Below are 13392 nucleotides of genomic sequence, written 5' to 3'. Positions count from 1 at the left end.
TGAGCACTTGAAGGTTGTCCAGCGACACATTGCCCCGCTGCCGCGGCAGGCAATCCTCGATACGCGCGAATTGCGCAGGCGTAAGTTCCATGCGCAGTATGTTAGCACGTAGTGTTAACAGGCCCTAGGGTGAACAGCGTCCCCCCCCTGCGGCGGGCGCTTAGGCGGCCCGCAGCCGGCGGTATTTTTGCCACAGAGTCTCGCGGCTCTCGACGTGCGCCGGGTTGACCGGAATGCAGCTGACGGGGCACACCTGCACGCACTGCGGCTCGTCGAAGTGCCCGACGCACTCGGTGCAGCGCTGCGGGTCGATGACGTAGTGATCCTCCCCCATCGAAATGGCCTGGTTGGGGCACTCGGGTTCGCAGACGTCGCAATTGATGCACTCGTCGGTGATCATCAGGGCCATAGGGTTCTCCCGTCGCCTCGGGGCTCAGGTACGCGCGCAGGCCTGGCGCAGGCGCTCAGCCACCACTGGGCTGACCATTTGGCTGACGTCGCCGCCCAGCCGCGCGATTTCACGCACCAATGTGCCCGAAATGCACTGCAACGCCGGCTGCGGCAGCAGGAAGACCGTGTGCACCTCAGGGGCAAGCTTGGCGTTCATCGCCGCCATCTGCGCTTCGTAGTCGAAGTCGGTGACGTTGCGGATGCCGCGCACGACGGTGGCCGCCCCCTGCTGGCGGCAAAAGTCCATGATCAGCCCGTCGACCGGCAGCACCTGCACGTTGGGGCAGTCGCGCAGCACCTCGCGCGCCAGGCTCAGGCGCTCGTCCAGACTCAGCAGTGTCTTTTTGTGGTGGGCAATGGCCACCGCCACGATCAGGCGCTCGAAGCGCTCGGCCGCGCGCCGGATCACGTCCTCGTGCCCGAGCGTGATGGGGTCGAACGTGCCGCTGGTGACGGCCACACGGGGGTTGGGCGTTGCAGCGTTCATGGGGCCGCATTATCCGCCGCGCGCAGCAGATGGGCGTGCACCTGGCCGGCTTGGAGCCGGCGGTGCGCCTGCCAGCCGAGCGCGGCCAGCGCCACGTCGTCCCAGGGCTGGGGCGCTTCCAAGTAGGTCCAGCCACGCGGCCGCACCAGCCGCCGCGCCTGGGCCAGCGCCGCTTCGAACAGCGCCGCGCCGCCGTCGAACGGTGGGTCCAGCATCACCAAGTCCCACACCGCGGCGGGCAGCGCCGCCATCTGCGCCAGAGCATCACCGGCGCGCAACTGCACCACGTCGGCCGCGCCCTGCAGGCGCTGCACGTGCTGCCGCAACGTGCGCAGCAGCGCCGCGTCGCGCTCGATCAGCACCACCGGCGCCGCGCCACGTGAAGCCGCCTCCAGACCCAACGCGCCGCTGCCAGCAAAGGCATCGACGCAGCGCCAGCCGTGCAAATCCTGCCCCAGCCAGTTGAACAGCGTCTCGCGCACGCGGTCGGGTGTGGGGCGCAAGCCCGGCAACGCCAGCACCGGCAAGCGGCTGCGGCGCCAGCGCCCGCCAATGATGCGCACCTCGCCCGGCGGGCCGCTGCGGCGGGCCGGGTTGGGCGCCGTCACGGCGCCGCCCCCACCACCACCGTCACCAGGCGCTGCGGGTCGATCACGCGCCGCCACGCCTGCATCACCTGCTCGCGCGTCAGCGCCTGCACACGCGCCGGCCATGTGCTGAGCTCATCCAGCGGCAGGTCGTTCCACGCCAGCGCGGCCACCTGGTCGGCAATCTTGCGGTTGGTGTCGAGCTTGAGCGCGTGGCCCAGCACCAGGCTGCGCTTGGCCTCGGCAAGCTCTTGCTCGGTGGGGCCTTCACGGGTATAGCGCTGCAGCACGTCGTGGATCAGCGCCACGGCTTGGTCGGCCTGCTCGGGCTTGGTTTGCATGCCAACGGTCCACGCACCGGCATGGCGCCCGGCCAGCAGGTAGCTGTACACACCGTAGGTCAGGCCACGGCGCTCGCGCAGCTCCCGCATCAGGCGCGAGGTAAACCCGCCACCGCCCACCACGTGGTTGGCGACCTGCAGCGCCAGATGGTCCGGGTCGCGCCGCGCCACGCCGGGCTGGCCGATCAGGATCTGCGCCTGGGCCGCACCCGCAAACGGTTCGCGCACTTGGGTGGCTTGCGCCAGCGGCTCCACCTCCGGCACCGGCGGCAGCGGCGCGCAGCCGTGCGCGGTCAGGCCCGCCAGCAGCGTGTCGGCCAGGGCGTCGGCCTGCGGCCGCGGCAGCGCGCCCACCAGCGTCAAGCGCGCGTCGCAGGCCCGCGCGTGCCGCTGCCAAAACGCCCGCATGGCCGCGCCGTCGATAGCCGCCCAGGTCTGCGGCGTGGCCTCGCGCCCGTACGGGTGTCCACGGTAAACGGCGTCGGCGTACAGGCGCTGCGCGCGCGTGTCCGGCTGGGTCTGGGCCTGCTGCCAGGCGGCCACCAGGCGCTGGCGCTCGCGCTGCCAGATGGCGTCGTCAAACGCCGGTGCCGCCAACTGCTGCGCCAGCAGCGCCACCGCCGGCTGCAGCACGTCCGGGCGCGTCAACGTGCGCAGCGCGATGCTGAAGCGGTCCAGCGTCGCGGTGGCCGACCACTGGGCGCCGAGGTCGGCCCAGGCGTCGGCCAGCGCTTCCTCGTCGCGTGCCGGGGCCTGACCCCACGGCAGCGTGCCTTTGCCCAGCATCAGCGCCGTCGCGGCGGCCAGCCCCGCCTGCGCAGCAGGGTCGCGGCGGCTACCACCGTCGAACTCCAGTCGCACGTCCAGCATCGGCACCGCATCGGTGTGCACCAGGTACACGCGCGCACCGTCGGGCCGCGTCCAATGCTCGATGGCCGGCGCAGCCTGCGCCACGCCGACCAGCGCCGCCAGCCACGCGCCCAGCCAGGCAAAGCAGGCGGCCCGCCATCCACGTTGCCGGGCGCTCATCGCGGCTCCTCCTGCGGCAGCAGCCAACCGGCGGTCAGCGTGGCGTCGCCAAAGTAGCGCTGCGCCACCCGTTGCACGTCGTCGGGGGTGATGGTTTGCATACGCTGCAGCAGCCGCGCCGAAGCGTCCAGTGGCCACTGCAGCGACCAGTGCTCACCCAGCTCGCGCGCTTGGGCAAACGGCGAATCGAGCGCAAACACCTGCTGCGCCGCCCATTGGTTGCGCACGCGGTCCAGTTCGGCGGGGCTGACGCCCTCGCGCGCGATACGCTCGATTTCGGCTCGCAGCGCCTGCTCGACCTGCTGCGGCGCCACCCCGGGACGCACGGTGGCCGACACCATAAACAGCGTCGGGCCACGCGCCGCCAGGTCGTAGCCGGCGCTGACGGCATCGGCCAGGCGCGCCGAGGGGTCGGCCGTGCGCACCAGGGTGCGCTCCAGCCGTGCCGCGCTGTGCCCATCCAGCACCCCGGCCAGCAGCGCCAGCGCCAGGGCATCGTGCGCCTCGGGGCTGGCATCGTCGGTATGCCGCAGCCGCGGCACGCGCCAGCCCAGCAGCACGCTGGCGTGGCGCACGCGGTCGTGCCATTGCAGCCGGCGCAGGCCGCGTTGCGGCGGCTCGGCCTCAGGCACGCGCGCCGGCAGCACGCGCACCGGCAGCGCACCAAAGGTTTGTTGGGCCCACGCCACCACCTGCTGCGGCTGCACATCGCCCACCACCACCAACGCGGCGTTGTTGGGCGCGTACCAGCGTTGGTAGAACCCGCGCACGGTGGCCGCGTTCAGCGCCTCCAGGTTGGCCATCCAGCCGATCACCGGGCGCCGGTACGGGTGCGCCAGCAGCGCGGTGGCCATGAATTGCTCGTAAAAACGCGCCTGAGGCTCGTCTTCGATGCGCTGGCGCCGCTCCTCGCGGATGACGGCCAGCTCGCGCTGCAGCGTCTCGGCAGTCCAGGCGTTGTGGGCAAAACGCTCGGCCTCCAACGCCATGGCCTCGCGCAGGGCGTCGGCCGGCACCTGCACGTGGTAGACGGTGACGTCGCGGCTGGTGAAGGCGTTGTCGCGCCCTCCCATCGCCGCCACGCGGCGCGAATATTCCCCTTCGGCCAGCCGCGGGGTGCCTTTGAACATCATGTGCTCCAGCACATGCGCCACGCCCGCTTCGCGGTCGCTTTCGTCCATTGCGCCCACGCGCAGCCACAGCATCATCACCGCGGTGGGGGCGCGCCGGTCAGGCTGCACGATGACGGTCAGGCCATTGGACAGGGTGGCGGTATGCAGGCGGGTCGGCTGGACGGTGGGAGCCGTCGGCGCGGCGCCGGCCGCCCACGCGGGGGGCAGGCAACCGATGACCGCCGTGGCCAGTGCGGCGGCCCCTAACCGGATGCAGATGCCAATGCGCCGGTGTGGTCGTATCGGGTTCGACTCTTTCATAGAATGGTGGTCATTGTAGGCAGTGCCACTTATGTTTCGATTTTTGAAAGAAAAGTTCTTCGGTGGCGACAAGCCCCCGGCCCCCGCCGCGCCAGCAGCGAGCGACGCGCCCGCCACCACGGTGCCTGAACCCGCCGCGGCCCCGGCCCCGTCGCCCACCCCACCGGCCGCGACGGCGGCGCCGGTGGCGGTGCCGGTGGGCGACGCCGCACCTGTAGCGGCGCCGGCGGGTGATGCCGCACCGGCCGCAGCCCCCAACGCCAGCACCGCCACGCGCCAAGGTTGGTTGACACGCTTGCGCGACGGGCTGCGCAAAACCGGCTCGGCGCTGACGGCGGTGTTCGTCGGCGCGCGCATCGACGACGCGCTGTACGAGGAGCTGGAGACCGCGCTGCTGCTGGCCGACGCCGGCACGCAGGCCACGCAGCACTTGCTGCAAGATCTCAAGCACCGAGTCAAGGCGGCCGGTGCCACCGACGCCGCGCAGGTTCGCACGCTGCTGGCGGACGCGCTGACCGAGTGGCTGGCGCCGCTGCAAAAGCCGCTGGAGGTCGGCGCCCAGGTCGACGGCCCCACGGTGTGGATGGTGGCCGGCGTCAACGGTGCAGGCAAGACCACCACCATCGGCAAGCTGACCTGGCATTTGGCGCAGCACGGCGCCACGGTGCTGCTGGCCGCCGCCGACACCTTCCGCGCCGCCGCGCGCGAGCAACTGGGCACCTGGGCCGAGCGCAACGGGGTGGACATCGTGGCGCAGGAGGGCGGTGACCCGGCGGCGGTGGCGTTCGACGCCGTCAGCGCCGGGCGCGCGCGCGGTAAAGACGTCGTCATCGTCGACACCGCCGGGCGCCTGCCCACGCAACTGCACCTGATGGAGGAGCTGCGCAAGGTCAAGCGGGTCGTGGCCAAGGCGCAGACCGGCGCGCCGCACGAGGTGCTGCTGGTCATTGACGGCAACACCGGCCAAAACGCGCTGGCGCAGGTCAAGGCGTTCGACGCCGCGCTGCAGCTCACCGGCCTGATCGTCACCAAGTTGGATGGCACCGCCAAGGGCGGCGTGCTGTGCGCGATCGCGCAGTGGGCGCGCGAGCAGCGGCGCACCCTGCCCGTGTACTTTATCGGCGTGGGTGAGCGACTGGAAGACCTGCAACCGTTTGATGCGCGCGAGTTCGCTCAGGCGTTGCTGGCGTAAGATGCGCCCCGCCACCGCCGCTCGGGGTTTATCCCGATCGCGCCCCGGTACGGGGCACACTATCATCCCCCGTGTGGCCAAGGGGTGCTGCCCCCGCAAAACCCTGATTCCAAATATCAGCACATCGTGATAAAAACAGTTAGCTCGATGCGCCCCCATCCAGAGCCCCACCCCCAACCCCAGCGAGGAGCGTCACACGCATGAAAACCATACGCTATGCACTCACCGCCACGCTGCTGAGCGCTGCTGCCGTGTCGGCCCACGCGGTCGACCAGGTCAAGGTCTGGGCCGCGGCCTGTGCCAACTGCCACGGCACCAATGGCCACGCGCAGCCGGGCATGGAAGCCCTGGCAGGCAAGGACAAAGATGACTTGACGCAAAAGCTGCTGGACTTCAAGGCCGGTCGCAAACCCGCCACCATCATGCACCAGCTGACCAAAGGCTACAGCGACGACGAGCTGCGCGCCATCGCCGCGTACTTCGCCGCCCAGAAAAAGTAACCCGGGAGTCCACGCCATGATGCAACGTCGCCAATTCGTCACCACCGTCGCCGCCGGTTCGGCCTTGGGTTCGCTGGGACTGCTTTCGGGTTGCGCCACCACCGGGTCGGCCAGTGGCCCGCACGTCGTCGTCATCGGCGGCGGCTACGCCGGCGCCACCGCGGCCAAATACACGCGCCTGTTCTCCGAAGGCAAGGTGCAGGTCACGCTGATCGAGCCCAACGCCAATTTCATCTCATGCCCGATTTCCAACCTGGTCATCGGCGGCATCAAAACAATCGAAGACATCACGATCCCATACGACAACCTGGAAAAGCGCCACGGCGTCAAGATCGTGCGTGACCGCGCCACCGCCATCGACCCCGACAAGCGCGTGGTCAAGCTGGCCAGCGGCGGCGAGCTCAAGTACGACCGCCTGATCGTGTCGCCGGGGATCGGTTTCATGTGGGAGACCCTGCCCGGCATGGGCAAGCCCGGCGCGCAGGACAAGGTGCTGCACGCCTGGGAAGCCGGCCCGCAAACGGTGGCGCTGCGCAAGCAGCTCGAAGCCATGCCCGACGGCGGCGTGTACGCGCTGTCGATTCCGCAGGTGCCGTTCCGCTGCCCACCGGGGCCTTACGAGCGCGCCTGCATGGTGGCGCACTACTTCAAGAAGGCCAAGCCGAAGAGCAAGGTCATCATTTTCGACGCCAACGACGACATTCAGTCCAAGAAGGCATTGTTCCTCAAAGCCTGGGACGAGCACTACAAAGGCATCATCGAGTACCGCCCGAAGCACCGCGTCGTGGACGTCGATGCGGCCACCAACACCCTCAAGTTCGAGTTCAACGAAGATTTCACGGCGGCCGTGGCCAACGTCCTGCCCACCATGCGCGCGGGCGACATCGCGGTGCAAGCCGGCTTGGCCACCGCCAACAAGCGCTGGTGCGACGTGGACTTCCTGACCTTCGAGTCCAAGGCCGTCAAGAATGTGCACGTGTTGGGTGACGCGATCCAGATCGCGCCGGCCATGCCCAAGTCCGGCCACATGGCCAACCAGCATGGCAAGACCTGTGCGGCGGCCATCGTCAACCTGCTGATGGGCAAGGAGCCGCCGGCCACGCCGCTGTACGCCAACACCTGCTACAGCTTCGTCACCGACGAGGACGTGGTGCACGTCGCCAGCGTGCACCGCTACGACCCCGAGAAGAAGACCATGCTGCCGGTGCCCGGCTCCGGTGGTCTGTCGGCGCGCGCCAGCGAGCTGGAAGGCCGCTACGCGCTCGCCTGGGCGCGCAACATCTGGGCGGACATGCTGGCGTGACGTCCCTGGGCAGCCCCGGCGCCGCCCGGGGCGGGTGAGCCGCTGGCCACCCACCCGACGGTGCGCGGGGCTTTTGATCCCGGTATACATTGCTACATGATTATTGACTGAATAAATCGCCGGATCTTTGACATGACCGCCATGGTTCGATCCCCTTCTTTTGGCGGCCTGCGGCGGTGGGCCGTGGCCGCGGTGGCGTTGACGGCGGCGCACATGGCCTGTGCCCAAGCCGACGAAGCCCGCGCACGCAAGATCGCCAACGGTGTGTGCTTCATGTGCCACGGCGAAAACGGCGAATCGACCAGCGAACTCTTTCCGCGCCTGGCCGGTCAGCATGCCGAGTACATCGCCAAGCAGTTGCGCGCGTTCAAAAGCGGCGAGCGCAAAAGCACCGCGATGACCGAAATGGTGGCCAAGTTGACCGACGACGAGATGGTGGCGCTGGGACGCTACTATGAAAAGATGCCGACCGTGCGCGAGGAAGCCAAAGACCCGCAATTGGCGCTGGTGGGCAAATACCTGTACCACAACGGCAACAAGTTCAGCGGCGTGCCGGCGTGTGCGTCGTGTCACGGCGCTGACGGCTACGGTGCGGCCAACCTGCCACGGCTGGCCGGCCAACTGCCGGGCTACTTGTTCACCCAGCTCAAGCAATTCAACAAACGCCAGCGCACCAACGACAACGTCGTCATGCACACCGTGGCCGAGAAGATGACCGAGCTCGAAATGGCGGCGGTGGCCGAGTACCTCGGCTCCAAATAACCAGGCGCCCACGGCCCGGGTTGACACCCGGCTGGGCAGGCAGGGGCAGCCGACCCGTTGCTCAGGGCGCGTCGTGCAACTTGGCGTGGATGCGCCGGGTGGTGCGCCACACCGCCCACAACACCAACGGCATCAGCGCACCGGCGGTCAGCTCAGGATGCAGCGGCACACCGGCCGACTTCAGTGCCTTGGCGCCGTACAGCACCAAGCTGATCACGTAGTACGAAATCGCGGCGATCGACAACCCTTCGACGGTGGTTTGCAGGCGTAGCTGCAACGCCTGCCCGCGGGTGAGTTTTTCGAGCAGCTGGCGGTTTTGTTCCTCGCGCGCGATGTCGACGCGTGTGCGCAGCAGCGCGCTGGCGCGCGCAATGCGCTCCGACAGCGCCGACAGGCGTTGCTCCACCGACGCCACCGTCGCCATGGCCGGCGCGAAACGCCGTTGCATAAATTCGCTGATCGTTTGCGTGCCGGGGATGGGTTGCTGGCGCAGCTCGGCCGCGCGCTGTTGCACGATGCGCTCGTAGGCCCGCGTGGCCGAAAAGCGGTACCCATGGCCAGCCATGTGGTGCTCGATGCGTGCCGCCAGCGCCACCAGCGCATCCAACAGCACCTGGTCGGAGGCGGCCTTGGCCTGCATCTCGGCAGTCAGGCGCGCCAGCTCCGCCTCGCCCTCGGCCAATGGCCCGGCCAGGGTCTTGGCCACCGGCAGCCCCAGCAACGCCATCATGCGGTACGTTTCCAGCTCCAGCAACCGCGCCGTGATGCGGCCGGCGCGGGTCTCGCTCGTCGTCGGCGGCGCCAGCACCAGCATGCGCTCGAAACCGTCGGGCCGCAGGTGAAAGTCCGTCACCACCATCGAGTGCGGCGGCTGCCCCAGCAGCGACGCCACCACCGAGCGGTCGTCGAACCACAGGCGCGCACGCTCCAACAGCGCCACGGGATCGTCCAGCGGCTGTGGGTCGATGGCCAACTCCACCGCGCACAGGGTACGCCCGGGAATCGTTGCCAGCCACCCCGGCGGCAACAACGGATGGAGCTGCAGCACCGGCTCGCACGCCCCCAGGCCCGCCCCCTCGGGCAGCGGCTGCACCAACGAATAGCGCGTGAACTCGGTGTGGCGCTCCCACTTGAGCGTGTAGCTGCCACCGAAGCGCAGGCGCAAAAAGTTGCGCTCAAGGTCGTCAGGCCCCAACCCCTGCTGCCCCGGCAGGCAGCGCAGGTGCGCCAGCTCGTCGGCGCGACTGACGCCGTCGTTGAGCACCGCGACATACACCACCAGCGCGGGCAACCGGATACGCGCCGGCGGGCGGGCATGGATTTCCTCGTGCAACACGCGGCGACGTTCATCGTCAGCGGGTAGCACTGGCGAAACTGAAAGTGGGGGCGCTGGCCGGTCGTGTGACATAGAAGAACATTAGCATATGAATAGGTTGCTCGTTGGACGACGGCGCGGTTACGATGTGACCCTATCACCCACCCAGGGGTGGCAGCATGCCGCCCCCCACACACGCAACCCGTAAACCTGATGTCGGCGATGCATCGTTGGGCCGCAGTCTTGGTCGTGTTGGGCCGGCGCTGGGTCCTGTTGACGCTACTGGCCACACTGGTGTGCGGCCCGGCGCACGCCCGCTGGTTGCCCGAGGCGCTGATGCGTCACAGCGTGCCTGCATGGGTCATCGATCCGGCGGACGGCACCATCCTCGACGCCAATGCGGCGGCGGTCGAGCTGTACGGATACCCCGACATGGCACTGGGGCATGTCAACATCCAGCAGATCAACCAGCTGTCCGAGGCTGAGATCCGGGCTGAAATGGCGCGTGCCCATCAGGAAAAACGCGGCTACTTTCTATTCCCGCACCGCCTGGCCTCCGGCGAGGTCGTCACCGTCGAAGTGCACAGCTCGCCCATCCCCGGCCCGCAGGGGCGTATCCTGTTGCTCTCGCTGTTGCTGCCCGAGAGCCGCAGCGTTACGCTGGGGCGCGAGTTGCAGCGCTACCAGACCCGGCTGGAAGACCTTGTGGCCCAACGTACCGACCAACTGCTGTCGGCCGAGCGCAAGCGGGCGCGGATGCTGATGATGGCGCTGGGCGTGTCTGCCTTGGCGACCCTGGTGTTGCTCGTGTTGCTGCGGCAGTTGCGCCTCGGTAACCAGCGCCAGCGTGAGCTGGCCACCCAACTGCAGGATGTGCTGCGGGGTGCGCGTTTGGGGCTTGCGCAGTGGGATTTGCAACGCGATCACATCGCACTGAATGATCGGCTGGGTCGCCTGCTGTACCTGAAGCGCTTGCCCGCCAATGTGGTCAAAATCGACCAATCGTTTGTGCGCGATGTCTTTGTCGATCCCAGCGACCTGCGCATCATCGAAGGCATCGTGGCGTTGGGCCACGCGTTCAGCTTGCAGGTGGTTGGCGAGGGGGTCGAGACCTTGGAGCATGGCACTTTGCTGCTGCGGCTGGGCGTAGACGTGGCCCAAGGCTGGGGTATCGCCCGTGCCATGCCCGTGGACACTTGGACGTCATGGGTGCGCCACTGGCAAGCGCCTCAGCAGTGGCTGCACTGGGCACCCTTGGCCCGCTCACCCTGGTCACGGGCCTTGGCGCAGGTGGAAATCGAGCACCGCATCGTGATGGCGCGCGCCTTGATGGGCGAACCCGTGCCCCAGCATGAACGTTGCCCCGTGACCGAGCTGCTCGACCCGATACTGCCCCGAGGAGCGAAATCGTGGCCTGAGGTGGTGAACCTGCATCAGGCCCACGAGGCGTTTCACCGAGTCGCCAACCAGGCCGCCGCGCAACGGCGTCAACCGTCGAACACGATGACCCGCGACGCCCTGCAACAAGGGCACGCCGCTTGGATTGCAGCCTTGGAAGCCCTGCAGGAGCGCCTGGCGCAACCTCTTGCAGCGTCGGAGTGATCCGATACCCAAGCCTCACTCTCCCCAAGTCCTCCGATCAGCATCTGGAGTCAAACATCGTGGGCGGGCTGACAAACGCAACGGGGTGCCATCAAGGCACCCCGAGCGGTGGATGGTGGCGTGCCCAATGCACGCAGGCACGTGCGGTTAGCGTCAGCCGCCCAGTTTTTCTTTGATGCGGGCCGACTTGCCGGTGCGGCCACGCAGGTAGTACAGCTTGGCGCGGCGCACGGCACCGCGGCGCTTGACTTCGATGCTGGCGATCAACGGGCTGTACAGCGGGAAGGTGCGCTCGACGCCTTCACCGTTGGAGAGCTTGCGCACGATGAAGCTGCTGTTGAAGCCGCGGTTGCGCTTGGCGATGACGACACCTTCGTAAGCCTGGATGCGCTTTTTGTTACCTTCGATCACGTAGACGTTGACGACCACCGTGTCGCCCGGGTTGAACTCGGGAATGGTCTTGTTCAGGCGCGCGATTTCTTCCTGCTCGAGGATTTGGATCAGGTTCATGACGGTTCACCATGATCGTGGCTGCGCCGCACCGTGCACACATGGGCCCACTTGCGGCCAAGCCGCCGTTGACGGCCTGCCCAGCCCACACGCTTGGAACGCCCTGCGCCCAAAGCCAGCCAGAGGATCAAACTATAGATTATAGCCTTGCGCGGCCAACCACGCTACGTCCTGGGCGCTGAGCACCCCACGGGCGCGGGCGCGCTGCAGCACATCGGGCCGCGCGCGCGCCGTGCGCAGCAAGCGCTGCTGGCGCCGCCAGGCCTCGATGTGGGCGTGGTGACCGCTCAACAACACCGCCGGCACGGCTTGGGGGCCGTGGGGGCCTTGCCAAACCTCCGGGCGGGTGTAGTGCGGGCAGTCCAGCAAACCGTCCACGCCGGGGTGGAAGCTGTCTTGCGCGGCGCTGGCCGCGTCGCCCAACACGCCGGGCTGCAACCGCGCCACGGCGTCCAGCAGCGCCAGCGCCGCCAGTTCGCCGCCCGACAGCACGAAGTCGCCCAGACTCAATTCCACGTCCACGCACGCCTGCACAAAGCGCTCGTCGACCCCTTCGTAACGGCCACAGACCAAAATCGCGCCAGCCCCTTGCGGCGCGGCGTAGCCAGCCACCACCGCATGGTCCAGCACCCGCCCCGCCGGCGAAAACAACACGGTGGGCACGTCCACCGGCGCGCCTGCGGGCCGCACGGCGGGCAGGCCGCGGTCGCGTCGCACGGCTTCCCAGCAGCGGCGCAGCGGCTCGGCCAGCATCACCATACCAGGGCCGCCGCCAAAGGGGCGGTCATCGACGCGCCGGTACGGCCCATCGGCAAAGTCGCGCAGCGGCCACAAGCGCACCTGCACCGCGCCACTGGCGAACGCGCGGCGCGTCACGCCCGTGGCCAGCCAGGGCTCGATCAGCTCCGGAAACAGGGTGATGACGTCGAAGCGCATCGGGCACGCCGTTGGCAGCGCATGGGGCCTGGGCAGGGCTTAATCGTAGTCGGGCTGCCAGTCCACCGTGATGCGGCGCGCCGCCAGATCGACCGCGTCCACGTAGGCGGACACAAACGGGATCATGCGCTGCACCCGACCCTCGTCGGCGCTCAGGCACAGCACGGCGTGCGGGCCGGTGCTGAGCAACTCGTGCACCACCCCCAGGTGCACGCCCTCACGGTTGACGACGTCCAGGCCGATCAGATCAACCCAGTAAAACTCGTCCGGGTCGTCGGTGGGCGGGAAATCGGCCCGCGCCACCTGCACCACAGCACCGCGCAGGCGCTCGGCGGTGCTACGGTCATCGACGCCTTCGATCCTGGCCACCCAGGCGTCACCGTGGCGGCGCACCTGCCGCACCCGCACCTGCACCGGCGCGGCAAAGGCATCGAAGCGCACGGCGTTGGGCCCCTCGGTGGGCGGCGTCAGGTACCAGCGACGCGCGCTGGCCAACACCGCCCCGCCCTGCGCAACACCGCGTACCCGCACCCAGCCACGCACACCCCAAGCATCGTGCACGTGCCCCAGCACCACCGCATCCGCCGGTAGCGCGCAGGCCTGCCAAGGCACCGCGGTGTCGGGCTGCATCGCACCAGGGGTGCGTTCAGGCTGCGGCCGTTTCGGCGGCCGCGGGGGCCACCTTGGGCGCTTGCTTGATCAGGCGCGCCACGGTGTCCGAAGGCTGCGCGCCGACGCTGAGCCAGTACGCCAAGCGGTCTTGCGCGATGTTGAGCGGCACGTCCTGGCCGCGGGCAATCGGGTTGTAAAAGCCGATGCGCTCGATGAAGCGACCATCACGACGGCAGCGCTTGTCAGCGACGACGATGTGGTAGAACGGGCGGGCCTTCGAGCCGCCACGGGCGAGTCGGATGACGACCATGGGTTATCCTTGAAACTTGTCGA

The 13392-nt window shown here is 68.5% G+C and carries 15 protein-coding genes; 5 read left to right on the top strand and 10 right to left on the bottom strand.

What is annotated here, in order from left to right; genetic code table 11:
• Window positions 1-160 precede the first annotated feature (160 nt).
• From Taqua_RS00810 to Taqua_RS00790, 5 genes are read right to left on the bottom strand one after another with little or no spacing between them, the layout of a single operon-like run.
• A complete protein-coding gene (locus Taqua_RS00810) occupies window positions 161-409 on the bottom strand; it encodes a YfhL family 4Fe-4S dicluster ferredoxin (protein ID WP_144324152.1) in 249 nt (82 codons plus the stop codon).
• A gap of 24 nt (window positions 410-433) precedes the next feature.
• Entirely contained in the window at window positions 434-937 is a 504-nt protein-coding gene (gene coaD / locus Taqua_RS00805) for a pantetheine-phosphate adenylyltransferase (protein ID WP_144324151.1), read from the bottom strand.
• The gene (gene rsmD, locus Taqua_RS00800; RefSeq protein WP_246094560.1) at window positions 934-1545 is read right to left on the bottom strand and encodes a 16S rRNA (guanine(966)-N(2))-methyltransferase RsmD; all 612 of its coding nucleotides are present in this window, start codon (window positions 1543-1545) and stop codon (window positions 934-936) included. Before rsmD ends, coaD begins: the two co-directional genes overlap by 4 nt.
• Window positions 1542-2894: a M16 family metallopeptidase gene (locus Taqua_RS00795; RefSeq protein WP_144324149.1), complete on the bottom strand. Its 1353-nt coding sequence runs from the start codon at window positions 2892-2894 to the stop codon at window positions 1542-1544. The genes rsmD and Taqua_RS00795 overlap by 4 nt, the downstream gene beginning before the upstream one ends.
• Window positions 2891-4327, bottom strand: a complete 1437-nt coding sequence (locus Taqua_RS00790; RefSeq protein ID WP_144324148.1) for a M16 family metallopeptidase — start codon at window positions 4325-4327, stop codon at window positions 2891-2893. The genes Taqua_RS00795 and Taqua_RS00790 overlap by 4 nt, the downstream gene beginning before the upstream one ends.
• Before the next feature lie 31 nt (window positions 4328-4358).
• Between Taqua_RS00790 and ftsY the strand changes: the two genes are divergently transcribed.
• The 4 genes from ftsY (at window position 4359) to Taqua_RS00770 (ending at window position 8084) form a co-directional block, all read left to right on the top strand.
• Entirely contained in the window at window positions 4359-5519 is a 1161-nt protein-coding gene (ftsY, locus tag Taqua_RS00785) for a signal recognition particle-docking protein FtsY (RefSeq protein ID WP_144324147.1), read from the top strand.
• A gap of 200 nt (window positions 5520-5719) precedes the next feature.
• Window positions 5720-6019, top strand: coding sequence for a c-type cytochrome (locus tag Taqua_RS00780; RefSeq protein WP_144324146.1), 300 nt, complete (start codon window positions 5720-5722; stop codon window positions 6017-6019).
• A gap of 19 nt (window positions 6020-6038) precedes the next feature.
• Complete coding sequence (locus Taqua_RS00775) at window positions 6039-7322, top strand: NAD(P)/FAD-dependent oxidoreductase (RefSeq protein WP_144324160.1); 1284 nt, start codon at window positions 6039-6041, stop codon at window positions 7320-7322.
• 141 nt (window positions 7323-7463) lie between these two features.
• On the top strand, window positions 7464-8084 hold the full coding sequence (locus Taqua_RS00770) for a c-type cytochrome (protein ID WP_246094559.1): 621 nt from the start codon (window positions 7464-7466) through the stop codon (window positions 8082-8084).
• 61 nt (window positions 8085-8145) lie between these two features.
• Here the strand turns inward: Taqua_RS00770 and Taqua_RS00765 are convergent, their stop codons facing one another.
• Window positions 8146-9492, bottom strand: a complete 1347-nt coding sequence (locus tag Taqua_RS00765; protein ID WP_144324145.1) for a DUF3422 family protein — start codon at window positions 9490-9492, stop codon at window positions 8146-8148.
• Window positions 9493-9648: 156 nt separating this feature from the next.
• On the opposite strand from Taqua_RS00765, the gene Taqua_RS00760 reads away from it, so the two are divergent.
• Complete coding sequence (locus Taqua_RS00760) at window positions 9649-11001, top strand: EAL domain-containing protein (protein ID WP_246094564.1); 1353 nt, start codon at window positions 9649-9651, stop codon at window positions 10999-11001.
• Window positions 11002-11154: 153 nt separating this feature from the next.
• On the opposite strand, the gene rplS is transcribed toward Taqua_RS00760, so the two are convergent.
• The 4 genes from rplS to rpsP form a co-directional block, all read right to left on the bottom strand.
• Window positions 11155-11511 carry a 50S ribosomal protein L19 gene (gene rplS / locus Taqua_RS00755; protein ID WP_144324143.1) on the bottom strand — a complete coding sequence of 119 codons (357 nt, stop codon included), beginning with the start codon at window positions 11509-11511 and terminating at the stop codon, window positions 11155-11157.
• A gap of 132 nt (window positions 11512-11643) precedes the next feature.
• Entirely contained in the window at window positions 11644-12447 is an 804-nt protein-coding gene (gene trmD / locus Taqua_RS00750; RefSeq protein WP_144324142.1) for a tRNA (guanosine(37)-N1)-methyltransferase TrmD, read from the bottom strand.
• A 39-nt stretch (window positions 12448-12486) separates the two neighbouring features.
• Window positions 12487-13077 carry a ribosome maturation factor RimM gene (gene rimM / locus Taqua_RS00745; RefSeq protein WP_144324141.1) on the bottom strand — a complete coding sequence of 197 codons (591 nt, stop codon included), beginning with the start codon at window positions 13075-13077 and terminating at the stop codon, window positions 12487-12489.
• A gap of 16 nt (window positions 13078-13093) precedes the next feature.
• Window positions 13094-13369 (bottom strand): 30S ribosomal protein S16, encoded by a 276-nt coding sequence (gene rpsP, locus Taqua_RS00740; RefSeq protein ID WP_132962892.1) that lies wholly within the window; start codon window positions 13367-13369, stop codon window positions 13094-13096.
• Window positions 13370-13392 lie beyond the last annotated feature (23 nt).

This window comes from Tepidimonas aquatica, assembly GCF_007556585.1.
GTDB classification, from domain to species: domain Bacteria; phylum Pseudomonadota; class Gammaproteobacteria; order Burkholderiales; family Burkholderiaceae_C; genus Tepidimonas; species Tepidimonas aquatica.
The sequence above is the reverse complement of the archived record's forward strand: the minus strand, read 5'-3'. Positions and strand labels throughout refer to the sequence as shown.

Coding starts and splice junctions, on each gene's coding strand:
- Taqua_RS00795 (WP_144324149.1), bottom strand. CDS start 2,894: ATGAGCGCCCGGCAACGTGGATGGCGGGCCGCCTGCTTTGCCTGGCTG.
- rpsP (WP_132962892.1), bottom strand. CDS start 13,369: ATGGTCGTCATCCGACTCGCCCGTGGCGGCTCGAAGGCCCGCCCGTTC.
- Taqua_RS00765 (WP_144324145.1), bottom strand. CDS start 9,492: ATGTCACACGACCGGCCAGCGCCCCCACTTTCAGTTTCGCCAGTGCTA.
- trmD (WP_144324142.1), bottom strand. CDS start 12,447: ATGCGCTTCGACGTCATCACCCTGTTTCCGGAGCTGATCGAGCCCTGG.
- Taqua_RS00780 (WP_144324146.1), top strand. CDS start 5,720: ATGAAAACCATACGCTATGCACTCACCGCCACGCTGCTGAGCGCTGCT.
- Taqua_RS00790 (WP_144324148.1), bottom strand. CDS start 4,327: ATGAAAGAGTCGAACCCGATACGACCACACCGGCGCATTGGCATCTGC.
- coaD (WP_144324151.1), bottom strand. CDS start 937: ATGAACGCTGCAACGCCCAACCCCCGTGTGGCCGTCACCAGCGGCACG.
- Taqua_RS00775 (WP_144324160.1), top strand. CDS start 6,039: ATGCAACGTCGCCAATTCGTCACCACCGTCGCCGCCGGTTCGGCCTTG.
- Taqua_RS00810 (WP_144324152.1), bottom strand. CDS start 409: ATGGCCCTGATGATCACCGACGAGTGCATCAATTGCGACGTCTGCGAA.
- rimM (WP_144324141.1), bottom strand. CDS start 13,077: ATGCAGCCCGACACCGCGGTGCCTTGGCAGGCCTGCGCGCTACCGGCG.
- ftsY (WP_144324147.1), top strand. CDS start 4,359: ATGTTTCGATTTTTGAAAGAAAAGTTCTTCGGTGGCGACAAGCCCCCG.
- rplS (WP_144324143.1), bottom strand. CDS start 11,511: ATGAACCTGATCCAAATCCTCGAGCAGGAAGAAATCGCGCGCCTGAAC.
- Taqua_RS00770 (WP_246094559.1), top strand. CDS start 7,464: ATGGTTCGATCCCCTTCTTTTGGCGGCCTGCGGCGGTGGGCCGTGGCC.